This is a genomic window from Blattabacterium sp. (Periplaneta americana) str. BPLAN (assembly GCF_000093165.1).
In the GTDB taxonomy this organism is placed as follows: domain Bacteria; phylum Bacteroidota; class Bacteroidia; order Flavobacteriales; family Blattabacteriaceae; genus Blattabacterium.
This window is the reverse complement of sequence record NC_013418.2, coordinates 498,953-515,950: the sequence shown is the minus strand read 5'-3', so window position 1 is coordinate 515,950 and position 16,998 is coordinate 498,953. Positions and strand designations below refer to the sequence as shown.

16 protein-coding genes and 1 tRNA gene are annotated in these 16,998 nt (G+C 27.6%); 8 read left to right on the top strand and 9 right to left on the bottom strand.

What is annotated here, in order from left to right; genetic code table 11:
- Positions 1-36 precede the first annotated feature (36 nt).
- A complete protein-coding gene (locus BPLAN_RS02530; protein WP_238523108.1) occupies positions 37-405 on the top strand; it encodes a thermonuclease family protein in 369 nt (122 codons plus the stop codon).
- Here the strand turns inward: BPLAN_RS02530 and murA are convergent.
- From murA to recG, 5 genes are read right to left on the bottom strand one after another with little or no spacing between them, the layout of a single operon-like run.
- Complete coding sequence (gene murA / locus BPLAN_RS02525; protein ID WP_012821631.1) at positions 376-1,683, bottom strand: UDP-N-acetylglucosamine 1-carboxyvinyltransferase; 1,308 nt, start codon at positions 1,681-1,683, stop codon at positions 376-378. The genes BPLAN_RS02530 and murA overlap by 30 nt on opposite strands.
- Positions 1,684-1,686: 3 nt before the next feature.
- The gene (locus tag BPLAN_RS02520; RefSeq protein WP_012821630.1) at positions 1,687-2,286 is read right to left on the bottom strand and encodes a DUF4290 domain-containing protein; all 600 of its coding nucleotides are present in this window, start codon (positions 2,284-2,286) and stop codon (positions 1,687-1,689) included.
- A gap of 39 nt (positions 2,287-2,325) precedes the next feature.
- Entirely contained in the window at positions 2,326-3,276 is a 951-nt protein-coding gene (locus BPLAN_RS02515; protein WP_238523107.1) for a cation diffusion facilitator family transporter, read from the bottom strand.
- A gap of 37 nt (positions 3,277-3,313) precedes the next feature.
- Positions 3,314-5,437 carry an ATP-dependent helicase gene (locus BPLAN_RS02510; protein WP_012821628.1) on the bottom strand — a complete coding sequence of 708 codons (2,124 nt, stop codon included), beginning with the start codon at positions 5,435-5,437 and terminating at the stop codon, positions 3,314-3,316.
- An 11-nt stretch (positions 5,438-5,448) separates the two neighbouring features.
- Positions 5,449-7,566, bottom strand: coding sequence for an ATP-dependent DNA helicase RecG (recG, locus tag BPLAN_RS02505; protein WP_012821627.1), 2,118 nt, complete (start codon positions 7,564-7,566; stop codon positions 5,449-5,451).
- Between the two features lie 63 nt (positions 7,567-7,629).
- Here recG and BPLAN_RS02500 point away from each other — a divergent pair.
- From BPLAN_RS02500 to ribD, 4 genes are all read left to right on the top strand, one after another.
- Positions 7,630-7,704: transfer RNA gene (locus BPLAN_RS02500), tRNA-Val, on the top strand.
- A gap of 24 nt (positions 7,705-7,728) precedes the next feature.
- Positions 7,729-7,926, top strand: a complete 198-nt coding sequence (rpsU, locus tag BPLAN_RS02495) for a 30S ribosomal protein S21 (protein WP_012821626.1) — start codon at positions 7,729-7,731, stop codon at positions 7,924-7,926.
- Between the two features lie 32 nt (positions 7,927-7,958).
- Positions 7,959-8,729 carry a shikimate dehydrogenase gene (locus tag BPLAN_RS02490; RefSeq protein WP_012821625.1) on the top strand — a complete coding sequence of 257 codons (771 nt, stop codon included), beginning with the start codon at positions 7,959-7,961 and terminating at the stop codon, positions 8,727-8,729.
- 11 nt (positions 8,730-8,740) lie between these two features.
- Positions 8,741-9,784 (top strand): bifunctional diaminohydroxyphosphoribosylaminopyrimidine deaminase/5-amino-6-(5-phosphoribosylamino)uracil reductase RibD, encoded by a 1,044-nt coding sequence (gene ribD, locus BPLAN_RS02485; protein WP_012821624.1) that lies wholly within the window; start codon positions 8,741-8,743, stop codon positions 9,782-9,784.
- Here ribD and BPLAN_RS02480 read toward each other — a convergent pair.
- Positions 9,781-10,842 carry an acyl-CoA reductase gene (locus tag BPLAN_RS02480; RefSeq protein WP_012821623.1) on the bottom strand — a complete coding sequence of 354 codons (1,062 nt, stop codon included), beginning with the start codon at positions 10,840-10,842 and terminating at the stop codon, positions 9,781-9,783. The two genes, ribD and BPLAN_RS02480, sit on opposite strands and share 4 nt — an antisense overlap.
- Positions 10,843-10,875: 33 nt before the next feature.
- Here BPLAN_RS02480 and BPLAN_RS02475 point away from each other — a divergent pair, with 33 nt between their 5' ends.
- From BPLAN_RS02475 to BPLAN_RS02465, 3 genes are read left to right on the top strand one after another with little or no spacing between them, the layout of a single operon-like run.
- The gene (locus tag BPLAN_RS02475) at positions 10,876-11,226 is read left to right on the top strand and encodes a 4Fe-4S dicluster domain-containing protein (protein ID WP_012821622.1); all 351 of its coding nucleotides are present in this window, start codon (positions 10,876-10,878) and stop codon (positions 11,224-11,226) included.
- Between the two features lie 17 nt (positions 11,227-11,243).
- Positions 11,244-12,293: a fatty acid desaturase gene (locus tag BPLAN_RS02470; protein ID WP_012821621.1), complete on the top strand. Its 1,050-nt coding sequence runs from the start codon at positions 11,244-11,246 to the stop codon at positions 12,291-12,293.
- A complete protein-coding gene (locus BPLAN_RS02465) occupies positions 12,250-12,939 on the top strand; it encodes a uracil-DNA glycosylase (RefSeq protein WP_012821620.1) in 690 nt (229 codons plus the stop codon). The genes BPLAN_RS02470 and BPLAN_RS02465 overlap by 44 nt, the downstream gene beginning before the upstream one ends.
- Here the strand turns inward: BPLAN_RS02465 and lpdA are convergent, their stop codons facing one another.
- From lpdA to rny, 3 genes are read right to left on the bottom strand one after another with little or no spacing between them, the layout of a single operon-like run.
- Positions 12,940-14,364 (bottom strand): dihydrolipoyl dehydrogenase, encoded by a 1,425-nt coding sequence (gene lpdA, locus BPLAN_RS02460; RefSeq protein WP_012821619.1) that lies wholly within the window; start codon positions 14,362-14,364, stop codon positions 12,940-12,942.
- Positions 14,365-14,407: 43 nt separating this feature from the next.
- A complete protein-coding gene (locus BPLAN_RS02455; protein ID WP_012821618.1) occupies positions 14,408-15,379 on the bottom strand; it encodes a deoxyhypusine synthase family protein in 972 nt (323 codons plus the stop codon).
- Between the two features lie 16 nt (positions 15,380-15,395).
- Positions 15,396-16,967, bottom strand: a complete 1,572-nt coding sequence (gene rny, locus BPLAN_RS02450; RefSeq protein ID WP_012821617.1) for a ribonuclease Y — start codon at positions 16,965-16,967, stop codon at positions 15,396-15,398.
- Positions 16,968-16,998: the final 31 nt, after the last annotated feature.

The following is a 16,998-nucleotide window of genomic DNA, read 5'->3' as shown; positions in this document are numbered from 1 at the left end:
TATGATGGAGATACTTTTAGAATTGAGACGAAAAAAATGGAAGAATATAAAATAAGAATTTCTGATATAGATTGTCCAGAAAAAAATCAATCTTATGGAATAGAAGCAAAAAATTTTTTAAAAAAAAAAATTCTAAATAAAACAGTTTTAATCAAGAATCTAAAAAGAGACAAATATAATCGTATTGTTGGGTTGGTTATTTATGATAAAAACAAAGATTTAGGAAAGGATATTCTAGAGTCCGGATTTGCTTGGGTTTGGAAATTTTCTAAAAATGTTCCATATAAAAGAATTGAATCTCAAGCGAAAAAAAATAAAATTGGACTATGGGGAAAAAAAAACCCTATAGATCCCTATAATTGGAGAAAAAAAAGATCATTTTATTCTTACAATATTTGCTCCTAAAAGACGTAATCTTTGATCAATATTTTCATATCCTCGGTCTATTTGTTCTATATTCTTTATCCTACTAGTTCCTTGAGCAGAAAGTGCAGCTATAAGAAGAGATATTCCAGCTCGGATATCTGGAGAGTTTAATAGAGAACCTCGTAAAGAAGATTGATGATTCAAACCAATAACGGTTGCTCTATGAGGATCACATAATATTATTTGTGCTCCCATTTCAATTAATTTGTCTACAAAAAATAATCTACTTTCGAACATTTTTTGATGGATTAAGACACTTCCTTTTGCTTGAGTAGCTACCACAGTTAAAATACTTAGTAAATCTGGAGTTAAACCTGGCCATGGAGCGTCAGAAATTGTTAATATAGCGTTATTTAATAATTTTTTTATCTGGTAGGATTTTTGAGATGGGATATAAATATCATCGTCTTTCTTTTCTAAGGATATTCCCATTTTTTGGAATATATTCGGGATGATTCCTAGGTTTTTCCAACTAACATTCCGAATTTTTATTTCAGAACTAGTAATAGCTGCTAATCCTATCCAACTTCCTATTTCTACCATATCAGGCAAAATAGTATGGAGACATCCTCCCAATTCTGTAACTCCAGTAACATGGATTAAATTAGAACCTATGCCTTTTATTTTTGCTCCCATTCTATTTAATAGCCTACATAATTGTTGAATATAAGGTTCACAAGCCGCATTATAAATAGTGGTTTTTCCTTTAGCTAAAGACGCCGCCATGATAATATTAGCTGTAGCTGTTATAGAAGCTTCTTCTAGAAGAATAAATTTTCCTTTTAAATATTTAGAGGTAAGATAGAAATACTGATTTTCTCTATTATAATCTATATGACTTCCTAAAGATTCAAAACCTCTTAGATGTGCATCTAAACGTCTACGACCAATTCTATCTCCTCCGGGGATAGGCATGCACCCTTTTCCAAATCTAGCTAGCAAAGGTCCCGCAATCATGACAGAGCCTCTAATACATTTTCCATCCTCACGAAATTTTTTCGTATTTAAATATTCTAGACAAATGTTTTTAGCTTGAAAAGTAAAATCTCCAATATCATTTTTTTTTACTACAACTCCTAAGTGTTGAAGTATTTGCATCAAACATTTTACATCTCCTATTTCTGGAATATTTTTTATTCTCAATTTCTCTGAGGTTAGCAAGACTGCACACAAAACTTGCAAAGCTTCATTTTTTGCTCCTTGTGGTTTTATTTCTCCTTTTAGAGGAGATCCTCCTTCTATCTTAAAAGAAGCCATAATTCATCCTATTTTCTTTTTTTTCATATAGTTTTTTTTTCTTTTTGGATTTAAAAGATAGGAGCATTGTAATAACGGATCGGTATTATTCATTAAACATATTTTTCCTTTTGAAAGCTCTTTTAAATCTTTAAAGATAATATCATCTTCTACAAGGTTTTTATTCCATCTCAAATAATTTTTCTTCATAGTATTTGCTATTGCATAAAATAACCCTTCTTTTTTTTGTCTATTTTTGCAATGTATTGCTACATGGATCATGTTTCTAATGATTTTTCCATAATACCGGAAATCAGTTAAATATTCGGGATATTCCACTTTCTTATAATAAAAAATTTTTATTTTTTCTGGATGAGGTTTTGGAAAAGGAGGATCAATATCTAATTGATATTTAGACATAATAAATAATTGATTCCATAGTTTATGTTGAAAATATGGGTTATTCAATCTAGGATTGGAATCCGTCATCAATTTAATGATACTCCAAGCACAACGATTACGTTTTTTCCTATTTTTTATTTGTATTGCATAAGCAATCATTTTATGGATATTTCTACCATATTCTGGGATAACCAATTTGAAACGATTAGTATTATATTCCATATTGATTTTTTATTTATAAAAATAAGATCTTTTCTGCTTCTAAGGTTTATTGTGAAAATAAGATCTTTTCTGCAAAAAATTTTTTCTTTCCTTACAGAAAGTATTGAAACAGGATATGCAATGATTATCTGTGCAAGCATCTACATGTACAGATAATTCTACTTTATGTCCAAATTTATCTTTTGTTAAATTTGTCAACTTTTGGACTTCTTTATTGGATTCTTTGACATTAAAAAACCATGGAACAGTTAAATGACAATCAACATGTAAAGCACTTCCATATTTAATAATTTTTAAATGATGAAGGTCAATCCAATGAATATCTCTTTTTGCATTTATATAAAAAGATAATTTTTTTAAAAGTTCTTTATCCGACTCATCCATAATACCAGCTGTAGCATATCTTAACAATTTTAATCCTGTATATAAAATTACAAAGGAAAAAATAACAGAAATAATAGGATCTATCCATATCCATTTTGTAATATTTAACAATATTAATCCTATCACTATTCCAAAAGTAGAATAAGTATCTGTTTGAAGATGTTTTCCGCTAGCTATTAACGTTAAAGCTCCATTTTTATTTCCTATTTTACAGGCTAAAAAACCTAACCCATAATTAACAATAGCGGTAAATGACATCATAGGAATTCCATAATCTAATTTTAATAGAATAGGATCATGATGTTTTACATGTATAAAAGTTTTTATACAAATAACCATTCCTACAAAAAAAATTAAGAATCCTTCTATAGCTGTTGATATAAATTCTATTTTCCCATGACCATATGGATGATTGTGATCTTTGGGTAAAGAGGATATATACAGGCTATACAAACCTATAAAACCACTAATAATATTGGTTATACTTTCCATTGCATCACTAAATATAGAAAGAGAAGAAGTGATATACCAAGTAATTAACTTGATGAAAAATAAAAGAATAGCTACAAAAAAAATTAATTTTTGTAGACTAAAATTTAGTTTCATCTTTTTATCTTCCATAACATAAAAAGAAATTTAATAATTAGGAATAAATAACAAGTTTAGCTATTTTTAGTAAAATTTTTTTTATTCCTAATTGTTGAAATTTAATTATAGCTATTTCATTTTGAATATCTAGTATCACTCCCATTCCAAAATTTTTGTGAAATACTTTAACTCCTTTTTTAAACATGGATAATGTTTTCTTTTCATCAGGATACAAATCTTTTGATATAGGATTTTCTTTATTGGAATTATTAATTCCATGTTCTCTGTCAATAAATTTTTCGCTTATTTCCTGAATAAAACGACTAGGAACAGTTCTGATTTTTTTTCCCCATAAAAAACGAGATTTTGCATATGTGAATATAGCTTTTTTTTGAGCTCTTGTTATAGCAACATAGAATAGACGGCGTTCTTCTTCAAGTTTCAATTCATTTTCTAAACTAGATTTTGATGGAAATAAGTTTTCTTCTAATCCTGCAATAAAAACCACGGAAAATTCTAAACCTTTAGATAAATGTATAGTCATTAAGGATACCTGATTTTCTTCATTTTCCTCATCGATTCCTTCTCTTAAAGAAAAATATCGCAAGAATCCAGATAAACTCATATCTCCATTTTTCTTTAAGATTTTTTGCTCTTTAAGATATATAGATATATTCTCTAATATATATTGAAAATCATCAGCATGATAAAAATTTTTTTTATCTTCTTCTAAGAAGAAATTTGCTATGTTTTTTGCTATTGTATAGGTATTTTTTTCGTTTAATTCCAAACGAAATTTTTCTATTGTTAAAATGAAATTTTCTAATTTTTCTTTTGTTTTTTTGTTGATTCTTAGGAAAGGATAATAATTTATCAGATTCTTTAAAAGATTATAAAAAGTTTTCTTCTCCTTTTTAGATAAATTTAATATTAATTTAATAGCTTTTTTATTTCCTATTTTTTTTTTTATTATACGTAATAGGGATTCTTCTTCGTTGGGATTAGTGATGATTTTTAAATAAGCTAAAAAATCTAGAATTCCTTTCCTTTTATAGAAGGATATGGATCCGTATATTTTGTATGGTATTTTTTTTTCTTTTAGAGCTTGTTCTAGGATATTTGATTGTGTATTGGTTCTATAGAGAATAGCAAAATCTTTATTTTGAAATTGGGTATTTCTTTTAGTGAAATAGATGGAAGAAGCAATGTATTGCGCTTCTTCCTTTTCAGAAGGAGCTCCATATATTTTTACCTTCTCTCCTTTTTCGTTATTTGTCCAAATTTTTTTAAAGATTTGATTTTTATTAAAAGAAATAATCTTATTAGAGACCTGCACTATGTGATTTGTAGAACGATAATTTTGTTCAAGACGAAAAATTTTTGCTTCATTGTAATCCATATGAAAATTTAAAATATTTGAGATGTTCGCACCACGAAAAGCATATATACTTTGAGCATCATCACCTACGGCAAAAATATTTCTATGTTTTGAAGATAAATTTTTAATGATCGTATTTTGAGAAAAATTGGTATCCTGATATTCATCGATTAATATGTATTGGAATTTTTCTTGGTATTTATGTAGTATTTTAGGAAAATGAAAAAATAAATAATTTGTATGAAGTAATATGTCATCAAAATCTAAAGCTTCTGATTTTAAACAACGTTTTACATAATATTCATATATTTTTTTTATATCATGATATGATTTTTCATTGTTTATGGTTTTCAAGTTATTTTTATATTCCGATATTTTTCTTCTGATTTTCGTAGGGCTGAGAGATGTTTTAAAATTGAAGTCATCTAATATTTTTTTTATCACATTTTCTGAGTCTCTTTGATCGTAAATAGTGTAATTTGATTTGTAACCAAGCCAATGAGATTCTTTTCGCAAAACCCATGAAAATATAGAATGAAAAGTCCCCAGGGAGATCTGATTCAAATCCGTTTGATTCAACATATTTGAAATGCGCATCTTCATTTCTTTAGCTGCTTTATTAGTAAAAGTTAAAGCTAATATTCTAGAGGGATCTATTCCTAGATTATTGATCATGTGAACTATACGATGTGTAATTACACGGGTTTTTCCTGATCCAGCTCCAGCAATTACTAGAACAGGCCCATGAATTGTTTCTATAATTTTTCGTTGGGAACTATTAAGTGATGATCTATAATCCATATTTTTTATTTTTAGCTTATTTTTCCCCAAAAAGACTTGTAGTATTTATAGAAATGATTTTTAGTGGTTTTATGATTTAATAGAAAATCAGGATTTTTGTTAAAAAATTTTTTAGCAATAGGAATGACTTCTTTTATTAATTTGTAATCTTTAAGAAGATTTGCAATTCGAAAATAAGCATTTCCGCTTTGTTTAGTTCCTATTAAATCTCCACTTCCTCTTAATTTAAGATCTTTTTTAGCTATTTCTAAACCATCTTTAGTTTCGCACATAATTTTCATTCTAAAATGGCTTTCTACACTAATCTTTTCATTAGTCATAAGAAGACAATAACTTGGATGTGGGCCTCTTCCCACCCTCCCTCTTAATTGATGTAATTGAGATAGACCAAAGCAATCTGCATTTTCTATTAAAATAACTGAAGCATTAGGAACATCTACTCCTACTTCTATAACAGTAGTAGAGACCATAATTAGAGTTTCTCCACGTAAAAATCGATTCATTTGAATATTTTTTTCTTGATAACTCATTCTACCATGTAGAATTCCAATTCGATCTTTTAACTTTGGGAAGTTTTCTTTTATCAATTGATAGCCTCTCATTAAATTCATTAAATTTTTCGATCCATTTTTTTTGAATTTCTCTATAGTAGGATGAACAATGTATATTTGTCTTCCTTTTTGAATCTGATTTTTTATAATTTCAAGGACTTTAGATCTATTTTTATTGCGAAAGTGAACAGTTTTAATAGGTTTTCTATTTATGGGAAATTCCCTTATAATGGATATCTTTAAGTCATTATAAAGAGTCATGGCTAAAGTTCTAGGAATGGGAGTTGCCGTCATGATTAATATGTGAGGGGGTCTTTCATTTTTTTCTAAAATCTTAGCTCTTTGTTCCACTCCAAAACGCTGTTGCTCATCAATTATAGCTAATCCAAGATTTTTAAAATGGACTGTATCTTGAATCAAAGTGTGTGTACCTATAAGAATGGAAATTTTTCCGATAAAAACATCATGATATATACATTTTCGCATTTGAATAGAGGTGGAACTAGTTAATAAAGCTAGTTGAATTCCAATTCCAGAAAACATTTTTTTTATAGAAGAATAATGTTGTATTGCTAAAACTTCAGTAGGAACCATTAAACAAGATTGAAACCCGTTATCTAAAGCAAGAAGCATGGAGAAAACAGCTATTATAGTTTTTCCACATCCTACATCTCCTTGTAATAATCTGTTCATTTGCATAGGTTTTTTTAAATCATTGCGTATTTCTCTGAATACTCTTTTTTGTTCCTCTGTTAAAGGAAATGGTAAACAATATTTGTAGAAATTATAAAAATTTTTTCCTAATCTTGAAAAGGGATAACTGTTAGATGAAGAACTTTTATTTCTGTTTTTTTTGGATAAAAGGAATAATTTTAAAAAAAATAATTCTTCGAATTTTAAACGATATTTTGCTTGAAATAATTTTTCTAAAGATTGTGGGAAATGTATTTGAATCAATGCTTCTTTCCTTTGCATTAATTCTTTTTTCATAATATCCTGAAGAAATATTTCTTCTATATCATTTTTTGATTCTTCTATTAGATTCTTCAAGATTTCTATCATAAAAGAATTATTTATTCCATTTTCCCTAAGTTTTTTAGGAATGGAATATATAGGATATATGGAGTAATTTTTTTCTGAAAATTGAAATTTTTGAATATCTGGATGAATGATTTGAATTTTTCCTTGAAAATGTTTTATCCTCCCGTGTACTGTTATCGTCATGTTTTTTTTGATGATTTTTCTAAAAAAATTGATGGTCTGAAACCAGACCAATTCAACATATCCTGTTTCATCCTCTAAATGTGCTACCAATATTTTTCTTTTTTTATTTTGATAGTTTATTTCTTCTAAATGGGTAATTTTTCCTGTTATTTGTATAAGGGTGTTTTCGGTAGGATTTTTTTTTATTAACTCTGATATATTATTTAATATAAAATAACGGACATATTTTGTAGGATAAAAAAAAAGTAGATCTTCATATGTATGAATTTGTAATTCTATATTAAATAAACGTGTTTTTTTTAAACTGAATCCCTTTAAATATTCTATAGATTTTTCTAATACATTATGTGACATTTTTTTTATCTCGCATTAAAATGATAATAATAATAAAAATATTTAATTTTGTCCTGCAAAAATGGACATTTAGCTCAGGTGGTTTAGAGCGCTACTTTGACAGAGTAGAGGTCGTCGGTTCAAATCCGATAGTGTCCACATTGTTTTTTTTACATTATTAGTATGGTATTAATTACAACAGTTAGAGAGGGAGAATCTATTGATAAAGCCTTGAAGAAATGCAAAAAGAAATTTGATAAAACGCGGATTTTAAAGGAATTTAGAGAAAAACAACAATATATAAAACCTTCTGAAGGTAGGAGAAATGAAATTTTACGAGCTATATATAGAGAACGTATGCGATTAAAGAAAGAGGAATAAAAAAAAATATAGATGCATCTTTAATCCTATGTATGTATAGCTTGTATAAAAACTATAAACGAATTTTTGGATTGATAGGAAGAGGAATCAGTTATTCTTTTTCAAGAGACTATTTCATGAAAAAATTTAAAAAAGAATCTATTTATGAAGTCACTTATGAAATATTCGATATTCCAAAAATAGAAGATGTTTTACGGATTTTTAAAAATCCATCCTTGAAAGGATGCAATATCACTATTCCATATAAAAAGAGCATTATTCCCTTTTTAAATAAACTTATGCCAGAAGCAAAATCTATTGGATCTGTTAATGTAGTAAAGATAAATGAAGAGAAACATCGGATTGGTTATAATACAGATGTTTTAGGTTTTGAGTTTTCTTTCAAAAAGGACATAAATAAATTATCATATAAAAATCCAAAGGCTTTGATTCTTGGAACAGGTGGGGTATCTAGATCAGTTTCCTTTATTCTAAAAAGAATGGGAATCCCATACAGATATGTTTCTAGAAGAAAAAATAAAAATTTTTTGGTTTATGAAGAAGTGAACCAATATCTTTTAGAAGATCATAAAATTATTATTAACTGCACTCCATTGGGGACTTTTCCAAATATCCATTTATGTCCACCTTTACCTTATAAATTCCTTTCTTCTAAACACTATCTCTATGATTTGGTTTATAATCCATCTAAAACTTTGTTTTTAAAAAAAGGAGAAGAAAAAGGGTCTACGATCAGAAATGGTTTAGAAATGTTACGTATTCAAGCAGAAGAATCTTGGAAAATATGGAATTCATTAAAATAGGTTTATGAAAAATGAACCATAAAAAAATCTTTATGTATAGGGCTATTCAACTGGCAAAGAATGGATTAGGATTAACTTCTCCTAATCCTATGGTAGGATGTTTAATAGAAAGAAATGGTTTGATTTTATCAGAAGGATGGCATTATAAAGTAGGAATGGATCATGCAGAGGTAAATGCTATCAATAGGGTTGAAAATACATCTTTATTAACTGATTCGACCCTTTATGTCACATTAGAACCATGCGTCCATTTTGGAAAAACCCCTCCTTGTGTTGATTTAATCATTAAAAGTAAGATCCCTAGAGTGGTAATAGGAATACAAGATCCTTGTCATAAGGTAAACGGTTTGGGGATACAAAAATTGAGAGAAAATGGAATAGAAGTGATAGAAAATGTTTTAAGGGATCAGTGTCGCATTTTAAATAAACGTTTTTTTACTTTTTATGAAAAAAAGAGACCTTATATTATATTGAAATGGGCGCAAAGTGATGATGGTTTTATGGATTCCTTGAAAAGAAATGAGAAAAAAAAACCTTCATGGATTAGTGGAATTTATTCTAGACAATTGAGTCATAAATGGAGATCTGAAGAGGATAGTATTTTAGTAGGAAGAAAAACCGTGTTTAATGATAATCCAAAATTAGATGTTAGAGAATGGTTCGGATCAGATCCAATTAGAATTTTTATGGACAGAAAATTGAGTATATCTGCTTCTTATTTTATTTTGGATGGAACGAAAAAAACAATTGTTTTTACCGAAAAGAAAAAAGAAAATCAGAAAAATACAGAATTTGTTCAGATTTCTTTTGATAAAGAGATTATAAAAAATATCTTCAATTATCTATATCAGAAAAACATTTTATCTCTAATTGTAGAAGGAGGGAGAATGACCTTAGAGAGTTTTATCAAAGCAAATATTTGGGATGAATCTAGAATATTCATCTGTAATATCTTTTTGAAAGATGGATTAAAGGCTCCTGTAATAGATGGAAGAGTTATAAAAAATATGTATATAGGAGAAAGGGATAAACTTATTATTAAAATTCCATCTTAATTTTTTTCTGTAAGGAACTTAATTGTATCAATATTGTCTGAATAATCCCACAATTTAGGAAATTGAGTTTTTCCAAAATCAATTTCGTTTTTACAAATATTTCTTGAGACTAAGCATTGTAAATGTTTTCTATTTTTGTGTATCAATTTTTTTAATTGGTTTAAATTGGAATAAAATTCATAATATACCACTGAGATTGGACTATGGTAATCTTTGCTTTCTATTAAAATCATCATAGGATTTCTTTTAATGACTATGTTATTTAGAGTATATATGGAAAGATAATAATTGTAGTTATCAATATACTTATAATTTTTCATTACATAGGATAATAAATTTTGATCCAAGATGAGATGAAGATCATAATTGTTAGGAATGAATATCTTTCCCACATTTCTACATCCTCTTCCAGAATAAGTTAAAATGTCTTTATTTAAAGAGATTAAATCTTTTTTACTTTCATTTCCTTGTAGAATAGCTATAGAAGTTCGTCTTTTTCTAAGTATCATAGGATATTTTCTAAAGTAGTATTCAAAATAACGAGCTGTATTATTACTGCAACTTGCTATAACAGAATCATATTTTTCTTTAAAAAAGTTTTTAGAAAATTTTATTTTTTTTTCTAATAAAGGATTTATATGAGTAATTATTTTGCCTAAAAAAGGAAGTAACAAATTATCTTCTTCGGACAATTTTATTAAAATTCGATGTCCTGATAAAAGGACACATAAAAAATCATGAAATCCTACTATGGGAATATTTCCCGGCATAATAACTAAAATAGTTTTTATTTGATTCTTTTTCTTGATAAAAGAATATTCATTCAACCAATATTCTAGTTTTTCTTTTGTAAGTATTTTCCCCCATTGTTCAATAGTGATGAATAAATCTTCTGTCCTAAACCAGCTATTGATAATGGGGATTTTTTTTATAATATTCTGAAATGGAAAAAAAAATTTTTTAAAATTTCCAGAAATATATTTTTCATGTGCATAAAATTTCTTAAATTCTCTAAGAAAAAGACCTAACCTATCGAAAGTCTGAATCAAATTGTTCATTATATTATAGAATCTACATTAAATTTAATTTAAATGTCTATAAAAATCACAGAAGAATGTATAAATTGTGGGGCCTGTGAATCTGAATGTCCTAATCATGCAATTTATGAAGGAGGAAAAGTATGGAAAATGTCAGATGGAACTTCTTTGTGGAAGAAAAAAATGTCAGAAGATTTTTTTGTGGATCCAATATTTCCTCAGAAACCAAAAAAAAAGGATATCTATTTTATAGTAGAAGAAAAATGTACAGAATGTGTTGGGTTTTATGAAGAACCACAATGTGTAACGATTTGTCCAGTAAATTGTTGTGTTCTAGATGATAGTCATGTAGAATCTAAAGAAGATCTTCTTAAAAAGAAAAATTTTTTGCATGATTCTTTTTAAAAGAATTTTTCATTTCAATGAATTCTCAATATTTAGAAATTAAAAAAGCATTTAAAAATTGGAAAGATATAGCAAAACTTTATTATCCAAATAATTGGAAAGCTTTTATTCAAATTTTAAATACTTTTTTTCCTTTTGTTTTCATTTGGATAACAATAGTCTTTTGCATCTTCAATTATTCCAAGTATTTAACAGTTTTCTTATCTATATTTAACTCCTTTTTTTTGATTAGAATATTCATCATTCAACATGATTGTGGACATCAATCATTTACCTCTTCAAAAAAAATTAATAATATCATAGGTTTTATTTGTAGCCTTTTTACTTTAATTCCGTTTAAATATTGGGCTAAATCACATAATTATCATCATGCACATAATTCTCAATTGGATTTTAGAGATATAGGTGATATAACTATTTTAACTGTTAGGGAATATCAAAAATTGAATTTTTGGAAAAAAATAAAGTATAGAATGTATCGATCCTTTATCGTCATGTTTTTTTTAGGACCTATCTATTATATTTTTATACACAATAGATTACCATTAATTCATATAAAAGGTTGGGAAAAAGCAAAAGTAAATCTTTGGATCAGCAATTTTTGTATTTTATCTTTTTATATTTTTATAGGAAATTTTATTGGTTTTTTTAAATTATTATTTATTCAATTTCCAACTATTGTTTTGTTTTCTATTGTAGCTATATGGGTTTTTTATGTTCAACATCAACATAATCCTAATTACAAAGAATGGAAAACTAATTGGGATTACTGTATAGCCGCTATAAAAGGTAGTTCTTTTTACAAATTACCTAAAATAATTCATTGGTTTACAGGAAATATTGGATATCATCACATCCATCATTTAGCTCCCAGTATTCCATTTTATTATTTACCTGACTGTCATAGTCAAAATCCTATTTTCGATAAATATGTAACAAAAATGAACTTTTCAGGAAGTTTAAAATGTGCAAAATATAAACTTTGGGATGAGGAAAATAAAAAAATGATAAGTTTTAGATCTTATGAAAAAAGAAATATTAATAAAAAAATTTCCGAACATAAATGAGGATTGGCTTTTTTTCATAAAAGAGGAATGGGATAAGCCTTATTTTAAAAAATTATTAAAATTCCTTAGGGTGGAATATAAAAATTATGTTTGTTTTCCAGAAAAAATAAATATTTTTTCTTCTTTCAATTATTGTTCTTTTTCTAAACTAAAAGTAGTTATTCTAGGGCAAGATCCTTATTATAAGGATAATCAAGCTGATGGTCTATCCTTTTCTGTTCCGGATGGAGTTGCAATTCCTCCTTCTTTAAAGAATATTTTTATAGAAGTGAATAATTGTTTTCAAAACAAATCATTTCCTATTAGTGGTTCTTTAATTTTTTGGGCCACCCAAGGTGTTTTATTACTTAATTCTGTCTTAACGGTAAGAAAAGGACTTCCTGGATCTCATAGAAATAAAGGTTGGGAGATTTTTACGGATAAAATCATTCGAATAATTTCGGATAAAAAAAAGCATATTGTTTTTTTATTGTGGGGAGAGTTAGCCAAAAAAAAAGATTCTCTAATTGATTTTAATAATCATTATATATTAAAAACATCACATCCATCTCCTCTTTCTGCAAATTTTGGTTTTTTAGGATCTAAACAGTTTTTTAAAACTAATCAATTTTTGAAAAAAATAGGAAAAAAGCCTATAATGTGGTAATTACATGTGTATGGCTTTATTTTCAAAACTCAACAAGGCAGCTTCTTTAAAAGATTCGCTAAAAGTAGGATGTGGGTGGCAAATTCTATAGATATCTTCTGAAGAGGCACGAAATTCCATAGCGACAGAAGCTTCCATTATCATATCGGAGGCATGATCGCCTATCATATGAACTCCTAAGATTTCATCTGTTTTTTTATGAGATAGAATTTTTACAAAACCTTCTGTAGATCCGCTAGCACGAGCTATTCCCAATATTCTCATAGGAAAGAAACCTATATTGTATTCTATTCCTTTATTCTGGATTTCTTTTTCTGTAAATCCAATACTAGATACTTCAGGATTAGTATATAGAACAGATGGGACTAAATTATAGTTTATTTTATTTGGTTTTTGTCCAGCTAGATGTTCTGCTACATATAAACCTTCTTCTTCCGCTTTATGTGCTAACATTTTTCCGCCTATGACATCTCCTATAGCATAGATATTTTCTACAGAACTTTGTAAAAAATCATTAACTAAAATGAAACCTTTTTGATCTTTTTGAATTCCTATATGTTCTAATCCAAGATTTTCTGTATAAGGTTTCCTCCCAATTGATATGAGGCAATAATCCCCTATATATTTCATTTTTTTTCCATTATTTTTATTTTTAACATAAACTGTAATTTCATTAGAATCTAATGAAACTATGTCCTGGATTAATAAGGAGGTTTCTATTTGAATTCCAGATTTTTCTAATATTTTTTGAATTTCTTGACTTAAAGAATGATCCATATTTGAAATTATTCTATCCATGGTTTCAATAATAGTTACTTGACTTCCTAACCTATGGTAAATAGAAGCTAATTCTAATCCGATTATTCCTCCTCCAATTATTATTAATTTTTTTGGAATTTCATTCATAGAAAGAGCCTCCGTAGAGGAAATAATTTTTTTTCGTTTCTCAAAATTTGAGAATGGAAGACCTATTGGTTTAGAACCTGTAGCTATTATACAATATTTAAATTGTATTTCTTGTATATTTTTAAAAGTTTTTCTATCTGTGATAGAAATCACATGATTTTTTTTAAATGAAGCTAGGCCTTTGTATAAATCAATATTATTTTTTTTCATGAGATATTTCACTCCTTCATTTGTTTTTTTCACGATTTCATTTTTCCTTTTCATCATTTTTTCTAAATCCAAAGATAATTTATCATAAATAATTCCATGGGAATGATGATGATTTTTTGCAAAGAAAAAATATTTAGAAGAATATAAAAGAGATTTTGAAGGAATACAACCCACATTTAAACAAGTCCCGCCTAAATCTTGATATTTCTCTATAAGAGCAGTATGAATTCCTAGTTGACTTGCACGAATAGCTGAAACATAACCACCTGGACCAGAACCGATAACAATAAGATCATATAAATTATTCATTACTAAAGTATTTTATTTAATAAAGTTATAAAAATCTGCTTACTTACATATCTAATATATAAGCAAAAATTAATGGTGCCACAATAGTAGCATCCGATTCAATAATAAACTTAGGAGTGTCCTTATCTAATTTTCCCCAAGTTATTTTTTCATTAGGAATAGCTCCGGAATAGGATCCATAACTAGTAGTAGAATCAGAAATTTGACAAAAATAAGCCCAATAAGGAGTAGGTGTCCATCCTATATCTTGAGAAAGCATAGGGACTACACAAATAGGAAAGTCTCCGGAAATTCCTCCACCTATCTGAAAAAATCCTATTTTATTTTTCACAGATTCTTTTTGGTACCATTTAGCTAAATAAATCATATATTCGATTCCATTTTTTACAAGAATTGGTGAAAATAATTTTTTCATACAATATGAAGCGAATATGTTCCCTATTGTACTATCTTCCCAACCTGGAACAACCAGGGGTAAATTTTTTTTTGCGGCAGCCAAAACCCAACTATCTTTTGAATTGATATCATAATATGGTTCTAAAATATTTTCTAATAATAATTGATAAATATATTCATGGGGAAAATATCGTTCAGATTTTTCCTTAGCTTTTTTCCATATATTGAGAATATGTTTTTGTAGCAATTTAAAGGCTTTATCTTCTGGAATACAAGTATCTGTAACACGATTAAATCCTTTTTTTAAAAAATTTTTTTCTTCATCAGGAGTTAAATCTCTATAATTAGAAATTTTCTTATAATGTGAATGAGCTATTAAATTTGTTATATCTTCTTCTAAATTAGCACCAGTACAAGAAATAATATGAACTTTATCTTTTCGGATCATTTCAGCTAATATTTTTCCTAATTCTGCAGTACTCATTGCACCTGCCAATGTTATCATCATTTTTCCATTATTTTTAATATGATGTTTATAAGCTTTAGCTGCTTCTGATAAAGTTAGAGCATTAAAATGAAGAAAATATTTTTCGATGAAGGAAGTAATAGAATCTTTCATAATTTATAATTAGATTTTATCTAGCTATTTGTACAGCTCTGGTTTCTCTGATCACTGTTACTTTTATTTGACCAGGATAGGTCATTTCGTTTTTTATTTTCTCTGTTATATCAAAAGATAACTGAAAAGCTTTTTTATCATCTATTTTTTCGCTTTCCACTAAAACTCGCAGTTCTCTACCTGCCTGTATAGCAAAAGCCTTATTTACTCCATCAAAACTAAAAGCAATATCTTCCAGATTTTTTAATCTTTTAGAATAAGATTCAAAAGAATTCCTTCTCACTCCAGGACGAGCTCCACTAATAGAATCCGATACTTGTACGATAGGAGATATTAGAACTTTCATTTCTATTTCATCATGATGAGAGCCTATAGCATTACAAACTTCCATATTTTCTCCGTATTTTTCAGCCCATTGCATTCCTAAAATAGCATGAGGGAGCTCTGATTCTGTTTCAGGAACTTTTCCTATATCATGTAATAAACCTGCCCGCTTAGCTAATTTTGCATTTAATCCTAATTCTGAGGCTAATATTCCTGCTAAATGAGCCACTTCTCTAGAATGTTGTAATAGATTCTGTCCATAAGAAGAACGATATTTCATTCTACCTATCATTCTAATTAATTCTGGGTGTATTCCATGAATTCCTAAATCGATTATGTTTTTTTTTCCGATTTCTACTATTTCTTCTTCAATTTGTTTTTCAGTTTTTGCTACGATCTCTTCAATTCTTGCTGGATGGATTCGTCCATCTATTACCAATTTATGAAGTGATAACCTAGCTACTTCTCTACGTATAGGATTGAAACAAGATAATAGAATAGCTTCTGGAGTATCATCTACAATAATTTCTACTCCTGTTGCTTTTTCCAGAGCTCTTATATTTCTTCCTTCTCGTCCAATAATGCGACCTTTTACGTCATCCGATTCTATATTGAATACAGAAACTGCATTCTCAACAGCTTGTTCTGTTCCAATTCTTTGAATAGCTTGAATAACTATTTTTCTGGCTTCCATTTTTGCAGTGAGTTGGGATTCTTCTATAATATTTTGTATATGTGTTTGTGCTTTGACTTTCGCTTCTCCTTTAAGTACTTCAATTAATTCATTTTTAGCTTCTTCAGAAGAATAATTGGATATTTTTTCAAGGAGTTCTATTTGTTTTATCTGCATGTTTTTAAATTCCTCTTGTTTTTTTTGAAGAATTTTGAATTTTTTTTCACAATCATGTATTTGATTTTCTAGACGATTATTTCTTTTAAAATAAATTTCAATTTCTTTAGATAATCTAGATTCTTTTTCTCTTGTTTTATTTTCTATATCCGTTATTTTTTTTTCTCTAAGACGAACATCTTTTTCATGTTTAGATTTAAGTTCTATAAATTTTTCTTTTGCTTGAATGATTTTCTTTTTTTTTATAGACTCTCCTTCTTTTTCTGCATTTTTTATAATTTTTTTTGCTTGAATTTTAGCTTTTCCTAATAAATGAATATATTTTTTCAAGATGGTTTTTTTTCCAAAGAAATAACATGTAATAATTCCAATTATAAACCCCATGAGAACCGAAAATCCAACATTTATTTTCATATGTACTCAATTTAAATAAAAATAAAATAGA

Excerpts from the sequence above, each read along its gene's own strand:
- BPLAN_RS02530 (WP_238523108.1), top strand. The coding sequence starts at position 37 with ATGGAAGAATATAAAATAAGAATTTCTGATATAGATTGTCCAGAAAAA.
- murA (WP_012821631.1), bottom strand. The coding sequence starts at position 1,683 with ATGGCTTCTTTTAAGATAGAAGGAGGATCTCCTCTAAAAGGAGAAATA.
- BPLAN_RS02520 (WP_012821630.1), bottom strand. The coding sequence starts at position 2,286 with ATGGAATATAATACTAATCGTTTCAAATTGGTTATCCCAGAATATGGT.
- BPLAN_RS02515 (WP_238523107.1), bottom strand. The coding sequence starts at position 3,276 with ATGAAACTAAATTTTAGTCTACAAAAATTAATTTTTTTTGTAGCTATT.
- BPLAN_RS02510 (WP_012821628.1), bottom strand. The coding sequence starts at position 5,437 with ATGGATTATAGATCATCACTTAATAGTTCCCAACGAAAAATTATAGAA.
- recG (WP_012821627.1), bottom strand. The coding sequence starts at position 7,566 with ATGTCACATAATGTATTAGAAAAATCTATAGAATATTTAAAGGGATTC.
- rpsU (WP_012821626.1), top strand. The coding sequence starts at position 7,729 with ATGGTATTAATTACAACAGTTAGAGAGGGAGAATCTATTGATAAAGCC.
- BPLAN_RS02490 (WP_012821625.1), top strand. The coding sequence starts at position 7,959 with ATGTATAGCTTGTATAAAAACTATAAACGAATTTTTGGATTGATAGGA.
- ribD (WP_012821624.1), top strand. The coding sequence starts at position 8,741 with ATGAACCATAAAAAAATCTTTATGTATAGGGCTATTCAACTGGCAAAG.
- BPLAN_RS02480 (WP_012821623.1), bottom strand. The coding sequence starts at position 10,842 with ATGAACAATTTGATTCAGACTTTCGATAGGTTAGGTCTTTTTCTTAGA.
- BPLAN_RS02475 (WP_012821622.1), top strand. The coding sequence starts at position 10,876 with ATGTCTATAAAAATCACAGAAGAATGTATAAATTGTGGGGCCTGTGAA.
- BPLAN_RS02470 (WP_012821621.1), top strand. The coding sequence starts at position 11,244 with ATGAATTCTCAATATTTAGAAATTAAAAAAGCATTTAAAAATTGGAAA.
- BPLAN_RS02465 (WP_012821620.1), top strand. The coding sequence starts at position 12,250 with ATGAAAAAAGAAATATTAATAAAAAAATTTCCGAACATAAATGAGGAT.
- lpdA (WP_012821619.1), bottom strand. The coding sequence starts at position 14,364 with ATGAATAATTTATATGATCTTATTGTTATCGGTTCTGGTCCAGGTGGT.
- BPLAN_RS02455 (WP_012821618.1), bottom strand. The coding sequence starts at position 15,379 with ATGAAAGATTCTATTACTTCCTTCATCGAAAAATATTTTCTTCATTTT.
- rny (WP_012821617.1), bottom strand. The coding sequence starts at position 16,967 with ATGAAAATAAATGTTGGATTTTCGGTTCTCATGGGGTTTATAATTGGA.